The sequence below is a fragment of the Pseudomonas sp. RIT-562 genome (assembly GCF_026241895.1).
In the GTDB taxonomy this organism is placed as follows: Bacteria; Pseudomonadota; Gammaproteobacteria; order Pseudomonadales; family Pseudomonadaceae; genus Aquipseudomonas; species Aquipseudomonas mandelii_F.
On record NZ_JAPJIV010000003.1, the window covers coordinates 241,507 to 256,833 of the forward strand.

The window sequence follows — 15,327 nt, forward strand, 5'->3', positions numbered from 1 at the left end:
ATTAATTGACCTCGACCACAGTGCCCTGCAACCGCTGCAAGGCTTCGTTCACGGCTTGCGGCATAAGCTGGCGCAGGCAGTTGTAATGGCCGAAACGGCACGTACGGTCGAAGCAGGGGCTGCATTCGATACCCAGGCGGACGATTTCGACATGTTCGGCCAGAGGCGGGGTGAACCCTGGCGAAGTGGAGCCGTACACGGCCACCAACGGTCGATTCAGGGCTGCGGCGACGTGCATCAGCCCGGAATCGTTGGACACCACCGAGTCGGCGCAGGACAGCAGATCGATGGCCTCGGCCAGGGACGTGCCGCCGCTGAGGTTCACCGACTCTTCGCGCAAGCCGGGAATCAACCGGGCGCGGATGTCTTCGCCGACCGAGTGATCGTTTTTCGAACCGAACAGCCAAACCTGCCAACCTTCACGAATCTTGGTTTCGGCGACCTTGGCGTAATGCTCGGACGGCCAGCGCTTGGATTCGCCGAACTCGGCACCCGGACACAGCGCCAGCACAGGCCTATCCAGGCTCAAGCCGAACTTGGCCAACGCCGCTTGCCGGGTGACCGGATCGATCTGCAGCGCCGGGCGAGGATAGGGTTTGGGCAGCTCGACGCCAGGTTCGAAGGCCAGGGCCATGAACCGCTCGATCATCAGCGGATAACGTTCCTTGTCCAACGTGCGCACGTCGTTGAGCAAACCGTAGCGAAATTCGCCGCGCCAGCCGGTGCGTTTCGGGATGCCGGCAAAGAACGGCACCAGCGCCGACTTCAACGAATTGGGCAGCAGGATCGCCTGGTCATACTGGCCAGCCAGGGATTTGCCGATACGCCGCCGGGTGGCCAGCTCCAAGGCGCCGTGGCCGAGCGGAAAGCTCAAGGCCTGGCGGACTTCGGGCATGCGCTCCAGGATCGGCCGGCTCCACTCGGGGGCCAGGACGTCGATTTCGCAATGCGGGTGGCGTTGCTTGAGACACTGAAAGAGTGTCTGCGCCATCACCATGTCACCGACCCAACTGGGCCCAACGATCAGAATTTTCATGTGGTTTCCAAAAACGAACCGGGGAGGCCTACGCCTCCCCGCCTCGTGAATCAGCTTAGCCCCAGCTCACGCCAGATCCGCAATACTTGCCGTCGTTCGTCCACGAACTGATCGCCTGGAATAACCCCGGCGTCCTTCTGCAAGGCCTGCCGGTGGGCGGCGGAGCGGTAGGCCTTGTAGGCCTCGCGCAACAGGCTGGCGTCTGCGGCGGGCATCAAGCCTTCCTCTTCCAGCCCTTCCAGAATACGGATGTTGTCGGTCCAGCGTAGCAATGACGGGTGCGTTTGCGACCACGCCAGGGCCGCGTATTGCACCATAAATTCAATATCGACGATACCTCCGGCGTCCTGCTTGAGATCGAACGGCGCCGTGGCCTCGAAGGCATTTGCGGCTGTGCCGGCCGCCGTGCTCTTGCTGCCAAGGTTATCGCGCATTTTTGCACGCATCTCGCTGACCTCCTGGCGCAGGGTTGGCAAGTCCCTGGCCTTGCCCAGCACTGTGGCGCGCACCTTCTCAAAGGCCTGGCCGACGTCCTGGCTGCCGACCAGCACTCTTGCCCGCACCAATGCCTGATGCTCCCAGGTCCAGGCTTCGTTCTCCTGGTAACGGGAAAACGCGCCGAGCGAACTCACCAGCAGCCCTGACGCACCGGACGGTCGCAGGCGCATATCCACTTCGTACAGTTGGCCGGAGTTGGTCTGGGTCGTCAGCAAGTGAATGATGCGCTGTCCCAGCCGGGTAAAAAATTGCGCGCCATCGATGGATTTCGCCCCATCGGTTTCCGCCTGCGGGTCGCCATCGTGGATAAACACCAGGTCCAGGTCCGAACCATGCCCGAGTTCCAGGCCGCCGACTTTGCCATAACCGACAATGATGAAGCCGGGATCGCACAATGTGCCGTCGGTGCGCAGCGGAGTGCCGTATTTGGCCACCGTCTGCCGCCAGGCCAGCGCCAGCACCTGTTCCAGAATGGCTTCGGCCAGCCAGGTCAGGTAATCGCTGACCTTCATCAGCGGCAGGCTGCCGGCGATTTCCGACGCGGCCACCCGCAACCGATGCGCCAGCTTGAAGTGCCTCAGGGCTTCCATTTGCTGCTCGAGGTCGTCCTCGGGAATCCGCGTCAGCCGTTCACGCAGTTCCGCCGCCAGCTCCGGCGCCAGGGGTGGCTTGAATAAGCGACCTTCGTTGAGCAGCTCGTCGAGAAGCAGCGGGAACCGGGTGATCTGCTCGGCAATCCACGGGCTCGCCGCGCACAAGGTCAACAACCGGCGTAACGCCCCGGGGTTTTCGGTGAGCAATACCAGGTAGGCCGAGCGACGGGCGACGGCTTCCACCAACGGCAGTACCCGCTCCAGCACCAGGTCCGGGTTGGCGTGCTCCACCGCCTGGGCCAGCAATCGCGGAATAAACGCATCCAGCCGCTCACGCCCGAGCCGTTGCATGGCGCGCAGCTGCGGGCTGCCGCGCAAACTGGCAAGAGCCTTCAGGGCCTTGGTCGCATCAGCAAAACCGCCCTCTTCCAACTGGCGGCAGGCGGCCTCTTCATCCTGGGCCTCCTCCCACAATGGCAACCATTCACCGCCGACCACCACTTCGCTTTCGGTGCCTTCTTCTTCGTCCGGATCGGCAATCACCTGGCCGAAGTGCCAGGCCACCCGATCACGCCAATACATCAACTGTTCATGAAACGCCGGCCAGTCGGCAAATCCCAGCATAAAAGCGATACGCGCCTGATCCTGGGCGCCATCGGGCAACATCTGGGTCTGGCGGTCGGCAATCGCCTGGATCGCATGTTCGGTGTAACGCAGGAATTCATAACCTTCGCGCAGCTCGCTGACCACGGCTGGCGGCAGGTAACCCTGGCCTTCCAGAGTGCTGAGCACCTTTAACAGCGGACGCTGCTGCAGGCTGAGGTCACGACCGCCGTGAATCAGCTGGAAAGCCTGGGCGATGAACTCCACCTCGCGGATACCGCCGGAGCCGAGCTTGATGTTGTCGGCCATGCCTTTGCGCCGCACTTCCTGCTGGATCAACTGCTTCATCGTGCGCAGCGCTTCGATGGCCGAAAAGTCCAGGTAACGCCGGTAGACGAACGGGCGCAGCATCTCCTGCAATTGCGCACCGGCCACTTGGTCCCCCGCCACGACTCGCGACTTGATCATGGCGTAGCGCTCCCAGTCGCGCCCCTGATCCTGGTAATACTGCTCCAGCGCATTGAAGCTCAGCACTAACGCTCCCGCCGAACCATAAGGTCGCAGGCGCATGTCGACGCGGAAAACAAAGCCGTCGACGGTCATCGGGTCCAGCGCCTTGATCAAGCGCTGGCCCAGGCGGATGAAGAATTCCTGATTATCCAGCGAACGTTTGACGCCCACTGTTTCACCGCCTTCGGGATAGGCGAAGATCAGGTCAATGTCCGAAGACAGGTTCAGCTCCACCGCGCCGAGCTTGCCCATGCCGAGGATGACCATCTGCTGCGGTTCGCCACTGCGCCGGCCGGTCGGCACACCGAACTGCTGGCAATGACGCGCGTACAGCCATTGATAAGCCTGGTCGATGCTGGCGTCGGCCATGTCCGAGAGGTCGCGGCAGCTCTGCACCAAATCGGCTTGGCGGGTCAGGTCGCGCCAGATGATCCGCACCTGATGTCGAGTGCGCTGGCGGCGCAACGATCGCCCGAGTTCGTCTTCGGTCTCGGCCTGGTTTACTGCTGCGGCGATCTGCGCGCACAACTCGCCCGGGGCAAAATTACGATCCAGCTCTTCGGACTGCACCAGCTCCAGCAACATCAGCGGGTCACGCACTGATTGTTCAATCACGAAGTCGCTGGCGGCGGTCACCCGGGCAAACTGCGCCCATCGCTCAGGTGTCCAGGCAGACAAACCGTGATCGTCCTCCAGCGCCTCAACGGCAGTTCGGAACGACTGCTCGGCGCGGGTGACCAATGGCAGGAGAATGGCGGGCAGTTCGGCAAGCGCAGGGAGGCTCATGGTCTATCCTTGATCGGCGTGGAACGGGCTGCTTGTAGTGAATTTCGAAAAGCCACTACCTGATCGACTGTCGAACAAAGGTTAGAAATAGCTGAAATAGTTTTAATGTTGGCAGCGATCATCAAGCTTTCACCTTTTTCGGTTGGCAAAAGACCAACCTTAACGATTATTCTCACAACGCAGCCGGAGGCCACAAGCCGCTCATCTGTAGTTTTACTACTCGTATATACATTCGGATAGCTGAAATGCCCGATGATTTGTAGTAAAACTACACGCCGCCGGAACCTACCTCTCGGCAATCCAAGAATTTATATCGTCTGCCCACAAGGCCAGTCGCAAACTCAGGCAACCGATTCTGGAAGCCTTTCCGCCCTGGAGCAAGCCATGCAAGACCTCGATCCCGTCGAAACCCAGGAATGGCTGGACGCCCTGGAATCGGTTCTCGACAAAGAAGGCGAAGACCGTGCCCACTATCTGATGACCCGTATGGGCGAACTCGCAACCCGTAGCGGTTCGCAGTTGCCTTACGCCATCACCACGCCATACCGCAACACCATTCCAGTTACCCACGAAGCACGCATGCCTGGCGACCTGTTCATGGAACGCCGCATTCGCTCGCTGGTACGCTGGAACGCGATGGCCATGGTGATGCGTACGAACCTGAAAGATTCTGACCTGGGCGGTCACATCTCCAGCTTCGCCTCCAGCGCAACCTTGTACGACATCGGCTTCAACTACTTCTTCCAGGCCCCGACCGACGAACACGGCGGCGACCTGATCTACTTCCAGGGTCACACCTCGCCAGGCGTTTACGCCCGTGCGTTCATGGAAGGCCGTATCACCGAAGACCAGATGAACAACTTCCGCCAGGAAGTAGACGGTCAGGGCCTGTCGTCCTATCCGCACCCTTGGCTGATGCCTGACTTCTGGCAGTTCCCGACTGTATCCATGGGTCTGGGCCCGATCCAGGCGATCTACCAGGCTCGTTTCATGAAGTACCTGGAAGCCCGTGGTTTCATCCCTGAAGGCAAGCAGAAAGTCTGGTGCTTCCTGGGTGACGGCGAGTGCGACGAGCCGGAATCCCTGGGCGCGATCTCGCTGGCTGGCCGCGAGAAGCTCGACAACCTGATCTTCGTCATCAACTGCAACCTGCAGCGCCTCGATGGCCCGGTTCGCGGCAACGGCAAGATCATCCAGGAACTCGAAGGCGTGTTCCGCGGTGCTCAGTGGAACGTGACCAAAGTCATCTGGGGCCGTTTCTGGGACCCACTGCTGGCCAAGGACGTCGACGGCATCCTGCAACGTCGCATGGACGAAGTCATCGACGGCGAGTACCAGAACTACAAGGCCAAAGACGGCGCGTTCGTACGTGAACACTTCTTCAACTCGCCAGAACTCAAGGCGATGGTTGCTGATCTGTCCGACGACGAGATCTGGAAACTCAACCGTGGCGGCCACGACCCGTACAAGGTCTACGCGGCGTACCACGAAGCGGTCAATCACAAAGAACAACCTACCGTCATCCTGGCCAAGACCATCAAGGGTTATGGCACCGGTGCCGGCGAAGCGAAGAACACTGCGCACAACACCAAGAAAGTCGATGTCGACAGCCTGAAGTTGTTCCGCGATCGTTTCGACATTCCGGTAAAAGACGAAGAGCTGGAGAACCTGCCGTTCTTCAAACCAGAGCCAAACAGCGCCGAAGCCCGCTACCTGAGCGAGCGCCGCACTGCACTGGGCGGTTTCGTGCCACAGCGTCGCGCCAATAGCTTCAGCGTGCCGACTCCTTCGCTGGACACCCTCAAGGCTATCCTCGATGGCTCGGGCGACCGTGAAATTTCCACCACCATGGCCTTCGTGCGGATCCTCGCGCAGCTGGTCAAGGACAAGGAAATTGGCCCGCGCATCGTGCCGATCATCCCGGACGAAGCCCGCACCTTCGGTATGGAAGGCATGTTCCGCCAACTGGGCATCTACTCCTCCGTCGGCCAGCTCTACGAGCCAGTCGATAAAGACCAGGTGATGTTCTACAAGGAAGACAAGAAGGGCCAGATCCTCGAAGAAGGCATCAACGAAGCGGGCGCCATGAGCTCCTTCATCGCTGCCGGTACTTCGTACTCCAGCCACAACCAGCCAATGCTGCCGTTCTACATCTTCTACTCGATGTTCGGCTTCCAGCGTATCGGCGACCTGGCATGGGCCGCTGGCGACAGCCGCACCCGTGGTTTCCTGATCGGCGGCACCGCCGGCCGGACCACGCTGAACGGCGAAGGCCTGCAACACGAAGACGGTCACAGCCACATCCTGGCTGCCACCATCCCGAACTGCCGCACCTTTGATCCAACCTACGGCTACGAGCTGGCGGTGATCATCCAGGACGGCATGAAGAAGATGACCGAAGAGCAGCAGGACGTTTTCTACTACATCACCGTGATGAACGAGTCCTACCAGCAACCAGCCATGCCGGCCGGTGTCGAGGAAGGCATCATCAAGGGCATGTACCTGCTCGAAGAAGACACCCGCGAAGCGGCGCACCACGTTCAGCTGATGGGCTCCGGCACCATCCTGCGTGAAGTCCGTGAAGCAGCGAAGATCCTGCGTGAAGAGTTCAACATCGGCGCCGACGTCTGGAGCGTTACCAGCTTCAACGAATTGCGTCGCGATGGTCTGGCCGTAGAGCGCAGCAACCGCCTGCACCCAGGCCAGAAGCCGCAACTGAGCTACGTCGAAGAGTGCCTGAGCGGCCGTAAAGGTCCGGTCATTGCCTCTACCGACTACATGAAGCTGTTCGCTGAACAAATCCGCCAGTGGGTCCCGTCCAAGGAATTCAAAGTCCTGGGCACCGACGGTTTCGGCCGCAGTGACAGCCGCAAGAAGCTGCGTCACTTCTTCGAAGTCGATCGTCAATTCGTGGTGTTGGCAGCCCTGGAAGCATTGGCTGACCGTGGTGACATCGAACCTAAAGTGGTGGCTGAAGCCATCGCCAAGTTCGGCATCAACCCGGAAAAACGCAACCCACTGGACTGCTGAGGAGACACTCTGTGAGCGAACTCATTCGCGTACCTGACATCGGCAGCGGTGAAGGTGAAGTAATCGAACTATTTGTGAAGGTCGGCGACCGTGTGGAAGCCGACCAGAGCATCCTGACGCTTGAGTCGGACAAAGCGAGCATGGAAATCCCTGCTCCCAAGGCCGGCATCGTCAAAAGCATCAAAGTGAAGCTGGGCGATCGCCTGAAAGAAGGCGATGAACTGCTCGAGCTGGAAGTTGAAGGTGAGGCTGCGGCCGCTCCTGCGGCTGCCGCTGCTCCGGCGGCCAAGGCTGAAGCAGCTCCGGCTGCTGCACCTGCACCCGCTGCGCCTGCTGCTGCACCGGCTGCCGCTTCGGTCCAGCAAGTGCACGTGCCGGACATCGGTTCGTCGGGCAAGGCCCAGATCATCGAGATCCAGGTCAAGGTCGGCGACTCCGTCGAGGCTGATCAATCCTTGATCACCCTGGAGTCCGACAAGGCCAGCATGGAAATCCCATCGCCTGCCGCTGGCGTGGTCAAGAGCATCAGCGTCAAGCTCAATGACGAAGTGGGCACGGGCGACCTGATCCTGGACCTGGAAGTGGCAGGTGCTGCGGCGCCGGCCGCCGCCGCTCCGGCCCAGGCTGCTGCTCCAGCCGCTGCTGCTCCGGCACCCGCCGCTGCGGCTCCGGCTGCACCGGTGGCGGACAGCGTCCAGGACATCCACGTCCCGGACATCGGTTCGTCGGGCAAAGCCAAGATCATCGAAGTACTGGTCAAGGCCGGTGACACCGTCACCGCCGACCAGTCGCTGATCACCCTGGAATCCGACAAGGCCAGCATGGAAATCCCATCGCCTGCCGCCGGCGTGGTGGAAAGCATTTCCGTCAAGCTGGATGACGAAGTCGGTACCGGCGACCTGATCCTCAAGCTGAAAGTCAAAGGCGCTGCCCCGGCCGCTGCTCCAGCTCCAGCCGCCGCGCCTGCTGCTGCACCTGCGGCCGCGAAGGCTGAAGCTGCTCCAGCTGCCGCTGCGCCTGCCGCACCTGCTGCTGCACCGGCCAAGCCGGGCGCCAAGGTCCACGCCGGCCCGGCCGTCCGCCAACTGGCCCGTGAATTCGGTGTCGAGCTGAGCGCTGTCGGCGCCAGCGGTCCACACGGTCGCATCCTCAAAGAAGACGTGCAGGTTTACGTCAAGGCCATGATGCAGAAGGCCAAGGAAGCGCCGGCCGCTGCTGGCGGCGCAACCGGTGGCGCGGGCATCCCGCCGATTCCAGTTGTGGATTTCAGCCGCTTCGGCGAAACCGAAGAAGTGCCGATGACCCGCCTGATGCAAATCGGCGCGTCGAGCCTGCACCGCAGCTGGCTGAACATTCCACACGTGACTCAGTTCGATTCGGCTGATATCACCGATCTGGAAGCGTTCCGTATCGCCCAGAAAGCCGTTGCGGAGAAGGCTGGCGTCAAGCTGACCATCCTGCCGCTGCTGCTCAAATCCTGCGCGCACCTGCTCAAGGAACTGCCGGACTTCAACAGTTCGCTGGCGCCAAGCGGCAAGGCGATCATCCGCAAGAAATACGTGAACATCGGCTTCGCGGTCGACACCCCTGAAGGCCTGCTGGTACCGGTCATCAAGAACGTCGACCAGAAGAGCCTGTTGCAACTGGCAGCCGAAGCCGCTGCGCTGGCCGCCAAAGCCCGCGACAAGAAGCTCACCGCTGACGACATGCAAGGCGCCTGCTTCACCATTTCCAGCCTCGGCCACATTGGCGGCACCGGCTTCACGCCGATCGTCAACGCGCCGGAAGTGGCGATCCTCGGTGTTTCCAAGGCAACTATCCAGCCAGTCTGGGACGGCAAAGCCTTCCAGCCGAAACTGATGTTGCCGCTGTCGCTGTCCTATGATCACCGAGTGATCAACGGCGCCGCTGCTGCACGCTTCACCAAGCGTCTGAGCGACCTGCTGGCGGACATCCGCACGATCTTGCTGTAACACCGGCCGGCCCTCCTTCACTGGAGGGCCGGTCGCGTTCCACGTTTTCCGAGCGCCACGCTCGTACCTCAACCCCGCCAATTTGGCGGGGCTTTTTTTTGCCTTAATTTCTTCACCGAGACTTCCTACAGTTGTGGCTGATATCACCCACAACTCCGGTCCATTTCCGCTCAGTATTTTTTAGAGTTCAATCAATAGTCTTGACGATACGACTCTAACTGAACGCGCCAATATCAATATTTATTTGATAAGCGCAATATTGAATGGACTCAAGCATGTTCAAACCATCGGTAGGCCCTATCATTGGCCATACGACAACTAATCACACTCGCATATTTGTGCGCGGCAAGTTCCTGGTGAACGCCCAGGTGTTTGCCGGTATTCGATATCGACGGCTAGGCGCTGAAAGTTGGCTGAAAAGCATCTTCACCAAACTTGAAACTGTACGCGACATGTCCCAAGTCATCGCCCTGAATGATCTGGTTGCCAATACTCAATACGAATACCAGGCGGGCTGGTTCAGCCTGACGAGCCCCACGCACAACGTGGAGACTGTGGCCGAGTTAGCGCTGCAATGGCCCGAGGATATTTACCGCTTTCGCACGCCTTCGGACCAGGTCACCCAACCACGCGCCTATATCTTCGGTTCCTGTCGCTACCTGCGGCTGTCTGGTGGAATACCAATGCTGCCGCACCTCAGCGACCGGATTTTCGCCTCGATCACACAACTTGCAGAGCAAAGTGACCCGCCCATCAGCGCAATGCTGATGACAGGCGACCAGGTTTATCTGGACGACCTGAACGTTATTGCGCCTGATCGAGAGCTCGCTGAGATGCTGGTTAAATACCGCACTGCTTTTTCCCAACCCAACATCAGCAAATTGATGTCCACTATCCCTACTTATATGATTCTTGATGACCATGAGATAGAGGACAACTGGCCGGCGAAAAGAAAACGCGCTGACGATAATATGTATGCCAATGCCATGCACGCTTACGAGCTATATCAGGCCAGCCACAGTCCCACTCATCAATTACTAGAGAACGGCCACATCAATCCAGCATCCAGTCAATACTGGTATCAGTTCTCGGAAGGCGATATCGAATGGTTTGTCATTGATAGCCGCACCCGACGCAATCTTTCCGCCAACGACCGCCGCATTCTTGATGCCGAGCAGGAACTGAAACTGAGTGACTGGCTGGTCCAAAGTACGGCTCGGGTCAAGTTAGTGGTTACCAGCGTCATGATGTTCCCCGACCTGATAAGAGACGGCGACGATGGCTGGAAAGGTTTCCCGGAACAGCGACTGCGACTGCTGGAGATCATCCGCACGCATCGCATCAAGAACGTGTTTATCGTCTCCGGTGACGTGCATGGCTCGCTTGTCAGCCGCCTGACCCATAGCGAGGACCCGGACTTCGAGACTTACACCTTGGTCTCCTCCCCCCTGAGCAATAGCACAATGCTGCCTTACGCCACCGCCTCCAGCTTCATTCTCGACCGGCCAGTGGCGGAAACTGAATCGGGCGAATATCGTCACGAACTGGTCGGCGGGGTGATCAGCCAGGACAACTTTGCCCATTTAGTGATTGATACCACACAGCTGCGCATCAGCTATCACGACAGGACTGGCAAACTGTTGCAACGGACGGAAATTCCATTGCGCTGAAACCCAGGATCAAAGCCCTGGGCACTGCAATACTTTCGGGCCGGAACAATACTTTCGGCCCACGACTGCAGAATTTCCAAACCCTGCCGACATATTCTTATAGCACTTGGCCTCCATCTCTCTTGTCAGTCGGTGTCGCAATGATGCAACCTTGCGACACGCAACAGAAAAGAGGGCGCGAGCCCGGCGCGACCAGCACTTTCGAAGCGAGTCCCCCTTCATGAAAAGCCAACCCGATGCCGCGAGCCGAATGGCGGTCGAGGTAGTGACGCAATTGCCTGTGCCCTCGCGGCTCGGCATGCTGCGTTTCGAGCGGCTGAATGAAGCCAGCTGGGCGATGCTGTTTCTCGACCCCAACTGCGAACGACAATTTGGCCTGGCGGCTGTCGAGCTTTGTTCTCTGATCAGCTCACCCTACGCCAGCCTGATGGAGCCCCAGGCGCGCCATCAGCTGCATGATGCGATCCAGCAGCAGCTCACCGAAGCCTCCAGTTACCTGATCCGCTATACCTTGCACACGCCCGCCGGCGCCTTGAAGCTGCTGGAACTGGGTGAAGCATTTAAACAGCATAACCGGCAACTTTTACGCGGCTACCTGCTGGTAGTCGACGAACTATTCGAAGGCAGCCCGGTGCTGGCGGCGCTGGACCTGGAAAACCAGAACTCGCGCCTGCAAATCGCCCTTGAACTCAATCAGCGCGCCCAGCAGGAACAGCTGATGCACCTGGAACGGGTGCGTGCGCAGCAAGACTTGATCCTCCTGCTGACCCGCCAGCGCTACACCAGCATCAATTCCCTGCAGGAAGCCGCCGAGCTGATCACCCGCAGCGCCTGTGATATCTACCAGGTCGATTGCGCCAGCTTGTGGAATCTCGAAGACTCGATGCTGGTTCCGATCTCGGCCTATCACCGCGCGAGCCAGCAACATCAGTTGCCCGACCCGATTGATGTCAGCGGTTTCCCCGACTATCTGCAAGCCCTGCACACCGGCCGCGCCATCGATGCGCACAATGTCATGCGCGACCCACGCACTCGCGAGCTGGTCGAATGCCTGCAGCCGCGGGATGTTATCGCCATGCTCGATGCCAGTGTCCGAGTCGATGGGCAGGTGGTCGGGGTCCTGTGCCTGGAACAGAGCGCCGCCGCCCGCGCCTGGCAGTCGGACGAAATAGCCTTCGCCGGTGAACTGGCAGACCAGTTCGCCCAAGTGATCAGCAATCACAACCGCCGTACGGCCACCAACGCCCTGCACCTGTTCCAGAGGGCCGTGGAACAGAGTGCGAACGCCTTCCTGCTGGTCAATTGCGATGGAGTCGTGGAGTACGTCAACCCAAGCTTCACTGCGATCACCCAGTACAGCACCGAAGAGGTTCACGGCCAGCAGTTGTCGCAACTGCCGGCACTGGAAAACCTCAGTGAGCTGCTATTCGATGCCACATCGGCGCTGGCCAAGAGCAACAGCTGGCAGGGCGAGTTCAAAAGCCGGCGCAAAAACCTCGAACCCTACTGGGGCCAGCTGTCGATTTCCAAGGTCTATGGTGACAATCGCGAGCTCACGCATTACATCGGCATTTACGAAGACATTACCCAGACCAAACTCGCCCAGCAGCGGATCGAACGCCTGGCCTACACCGACAACCTGACCAACCTGGGCAACCGACCGGCCTTCATTCGCAACCTCGACGAACGTTTTGCCCGCGACACCGATACCCCCATCACCCTGCTGCTGGTGGACATCGACAACTTCAAGCGGATCAACGACAGCCTCGGTCACCAGACCGGTGACAAGCTGTTGATCAGTCTCGCCCGGCGCCTGCGCAACAGCCTGAGCCCCAGCGGCAGCCTGGCGCGTTTTGCCAGCAACGAGTTCGCCGTGTTGCTGGACAACACCGACCTGTGCACCGGCCAGCAAGTCGCCAACCAGCTGCTGGCGACACTGGACAAGCCGATGTTCGTCGATAATCAGCTGATCAGCGTCACCGGCTCCGTCGGCCTGGCGTGCGCACCGCTGCACGGACGCGATCCGCAGACCCTGATGCGCAACGCCGGCCTGGCTTTGCACAAGGCCAAGGCCAACGGCAAGCACCAGGTTCAGGTGTTCACCGAGGCATTGAATGCCGAGGCCAGCTACAAACTGTTCGTTGAAAACAACCTGCGTCGCGCCCTGACCCAGAATGAACTGGACGTGTTCTACCAACCCAAGCTGTGCCTGCGCAGCGGGCGTTTGCTGGGCATGGAGGCGCTGCTGCGCTGGAACCACCCGGACAAGGGCATGATCCGCCCGGACCAGTTCATCAGCGTTGCCGAGGAAACCGGCCTGATCATCCCGATAGGGAAATGGATCGCACGCCAGGCCTGCCGCATGAGCAAAGACCTGACCGCCGCCGGCCTGGGCAACCTGCAGGTGGCAATCAACCTGTCGCCCAAGCAGTTCTCCGACCCCGACCTGGTCGCTTCCATCGCCAATATCCTCAAGGAGGAAAGGCTACCGGGCAACCTGCTGGAACTGGAACTGACCGAAGGCCTGCTGCTTGAAGCCACCGAAGATACCCACTTGCAGCTCGACCAGCTCAAGCGCCTGGGCCTGACCCTGGCCATGGACGACTTCGGCACCGGCTACTCGTCGCTGAGCTATTTGAAGAAATTCCCGATCGATATCCTCAAGATCGATCGCAGCTTCATTCATGAAATCCCGGATAACCAGGACGATATGGAAATCACCTCGGCAGTGATTGCCATGGCTCACAACCTGAAACTCAAGGTGGTGGCGGAGGGCATCGAGACCGCCGAACAGCTGGCGTTCCTGCGCCGGCACCGCTGCGACGTCGGCCAGGGCTACCTGTTCGACCGGCCAATTCCGGGAAGCGAGCTGATCGAAAAGCTCAAACGCTACCCACGCGGCCCGCTGGTCTAAAAGCCCACAGGTATCGCACCCACCGGGATTATTGGGCACACTGGTGGTCTACCTATTTACATCCAACCTGACTGAGAGGACTGATCATGGTTCTGCGCTCGGAAATCCTGGTGAACAAAAACGTGCTCCCGACTAAAGAACAAGCTCTGCCTGGCCGCGAATCCCCGATGTCCCTGCCGGAAAAACATTTCGTCCACGACGCCCCGCTGCTGGGCCCGTTTGTCACCGACGTGGATTTCGCGATCTTTGGCCTGGGTTGCTTCTGGGGTGCGGAACGCAAATTCTGGCAGCGCGAAGGCGTGGTCAGCACAGTGGTGGGCTACGCTGGCGGCTTCACGCCAAACCCGACGTACGAAGAAGTCTGCTCCGGCCTGACTGGCCACAGCGAAGTGGTGCTGGTGGTTTACGAGCCGGCAAAGGTCAGCTACGAAGCACTGTTGAAGATGTTCTGGGAACTGCATAACCCGACCCAGGGCATGCGCCAGGGCAACGACATCGGCACGCAATACCGGTCGGTGATCTACGCCACCAACCCGACTCAACTGGAAGCGGCCAAGGCCAGCGCAAAAGTATTCCAGGCCGAGTTGACCAAGGCCGGCAAAGGCACCATCACCACCGAAATCGACGAAGCGCCAACGGTCTACTTCGCCGAGGCGTATCACCAGCAGTACCTGGCCAAGAATCCTGAGGGGTATTGCGGGATCGGCGGCACTGGCGTGACTTGCCCGATCTAAAGATAGTTACAAGCTACAAGCTACAAGCGGCACCCGGCAAGCTTCGAGGTTTACGCGAAATGCCATGCACTCACCGCTTTTACTTGTAGCTTGCCGCTTGCAACTCTTCGCCGCTACTCCGCTATTAACCAATCCATCTGCCACCCACCCTGGGTCTGCCCAAGCTTCTGCGACAACCACGGCAGCAATTCCCGCAACTCCTCCTCCAGCCCCCAAGGCGGATTGGCAATCGCCAACCCCGAACCGTTCAAGCTGTTCGGCGTATCGAGCGGATGCACCAGCAACTCCACGCGCAATAGCTTCGGCGCGCCGGTGCCTGCCAGGTCCTGGTAGAAACGCCGCAACATGCGCTGATCTTTTACCGGATACCAGATCGCCGCCACTGTCTGGCGCATGCGGCCGACAGCTTCTTTCAACGACGCCGCACAACGCTGCATCTCATCGAGCTGCTCGAACGGCGGATCGATCAACATCACCGCCCGCTTCTCCTGCACCGGCAACATGGCCCGTGGCACATTCCAGCCCTCGCCAAGGTGCACCTTGACCCGCCGATCGCCAGCCATGTTGTCCTTGAGCAACAGGCCATCCTCGGGATGCTTCTCGTTGAGCATCACCCGATCCTGTGGCCGCGTCAGACGCCGCGCCAGTTCAGGGGACCCCGGGTAATAGCGCAACTGGCCATCGGGGTTCATGTCGTGCAGCACCTTCATGTAATCGGCGGTCAGCGCCGGCAAGTCCGGCTGATCCCACAGACGCGCGATGCCTTCAAGGTACTCACCGGTTCGGCTGGCCTGATCACCCTGCAGGTCATACAGGCCGATACCGGCGTGGGTATCGAGATAGGCAAACGGCTGCTCCTTGCGCGACATCAGGGCGATGAGGCGAGTCAAGGTCAGGTGTTTGAACACGTCGGCGTGATTGCCGGCATGGAAGGCGTGACGATAATTCATGATTGCTCCTGCGCAGGCCGGCAAGTTTAC

General features: G+C 59.9%; 8 protein-coding genes. 5 read left to right on the forward strand and 3 right to left on the reverse strand.

Going from position 1 to position 15,327, the window contains the following annotated elements:
- Position 1 precedes the first annotated feature (1 nt).
- Complete coding sequence (gene waaF / locus ORL50_RS05995) at positions 2-1,036, reverse strand: lipopolysaccharide heptosyltransferase II (RefSeq protein ID WP_266011061.1); 1,035 nt, start codon at positions 1,034-1,036, stop codon at positions 2-4.
- 50 nt (positions 1,037-1,086) lie between these two features.
- On the reverse strand, positions 1,087-4,026 hold the full coding sequence (gene glnE / locus ORL50_RS06000) for a bifunctional [glutamate--ammonia ligase]-adenylyl-L-tyrosine phosphorylase/[glutamate--ammonia-ligase] adenylyltransferase (protein WP_266011063.1): 2,940 nt from the start codon (positions 4,024-4,026) through the stop codon (positions 1,087-1,089).
- A gap of 384 nt (positions 4,027-4,410) precedes the next feature.
- On the opposite strand from glnE, the gene aceE reads away from it, so the two are divergent.
- From aceE to msrA, 5 genes are all read left to right on the forward strand, one after another.
- Entirely contained in the window at positions 4,411-7,056 is a 2,646-nt protein-coding gene (gene aceE / locus ORL50_RS06005; protein WP_266011066.1) for a pyruvate dehydrogenase (acetyl-transferring), homodimeric type, read from the forward strand.
- Between the two features lie 11 nt (positions 7,057-7,067).
- Positions 7,068-9,029: a dihydrolipoyllysine-residue acetyltransferase gene (gene aceF, locus ORL50_RS06010; protein ID WP_266011068.1), complete on the forward strand. Its 1,962-nt coding sequence runs from the start codon at positions 7,068-7,070 to the stop codon at positions 9,027-9,029.
- 275 nt (positions 9,030-9,304) lie between these two features.
- Positions 9,305-10,699: an alkaline phosphatase D family protein gene (locus ORL50_RS06015; protein ID WP_266011070.1), complete on the forward strand. Its 1,395-nt coding sequence runs from the start codon at positions 9,305-9,307 to the stop codon at positions 10,697-10,699.
- Positions 10,700-10,919: 220 nt separating this feature from the next.
- Positions 10,920-13,613: a sensor domain-containing phosphodiesterase gene (locus ORL50_RS06020; protein WP_266011073.1), complete on the forward strand. Its 2,694-nt coding sequence runs from the start codon at positions 10,920-10,922 to the stop codon at positions 13,611-13,613.
- A gap of 86 nt (positions 13,614-13,699) precedes the next feature.
- Positions 13,700-14,347, forward strand: a complete 648-nt coding sequence (gene msrA, locus ORL50_RS06025) for a peptide-methionine (S)-S-oxide reductase MsrA (RefSeq protein WP_266011075.1) — start codon at positions 13,700-13,702, stop codon at positions 14,345-14,347.
- 113 nt (positions 14,348-14,460) lie between these two features.
- Here the strand turns inward: msrA and ORL50_RS06030 are convergent, their stop codons facing one another.
- Positions 14,461-15,297 (reverse strand): 23S rRNA (adenine(2030)-N(6))-methyltransferase RlmJ, encoded by an 837-nt coding sequence (locus tag ORL50_RS06030; protein ID WP_266011077.1) that lies wholly within the window; start codon positions 15,295-15,297, stop codon positions 14,461-14,463.
- Positions 15,298-15,327: the final 30 nt, after the last annotated feature.

Bases quoted from the DNA above. Each gene is read 5' to 3' on its own strand.
- waaF (WP_266011061.1), bottom strand. From the start codon at position 1,036: ATGAAAATTCTGATCGTTGGGCCCAGTTGGGTCGGTGACATGGTGATG.
- glnE (WP_266011063.1), bottom strand. From the start codon at position 4,026: ATGAGCCTCCCTGCGCTTGCCGAACTGCCCGCCATTCTCCTGCCATTG.
- aceE (WP_266011066.1), top strand. From the start codon at position 4,411: ATGCAAGACCTCGATCCCGTCGAAACCCAGGAATGGCTGGACGCCCTG.
- ORL50_RS06015 (WP_266011070.1), top strand. From the start codon at position 9,305: ATGTTCAAACCATCGGTAGGCCCTATCATTGGCCATACGACAACTAAT.
- ORL50_RS06020 (WP_266011073.1), top strand. From the start codon at position 10,920: ATGAAAAGCCAACCCGATGCCGCGAGCCGAATGGCGGTCGAGGTAGTG.
- msrA (WP_266011075.1), top strand. From the start codon at position 13,700: ATGGTTCTGCGCTCGGAAATCCTGGTGAACAAAAACGTGCTCCCGACT.
- ORL50_RS06030 (WP_266011077.1), bottom strand. From the start codon at position 15,297: ATGAATTATCGTCACGCCTTCCATGCCGGCAATCACGCCGACGTGTTC.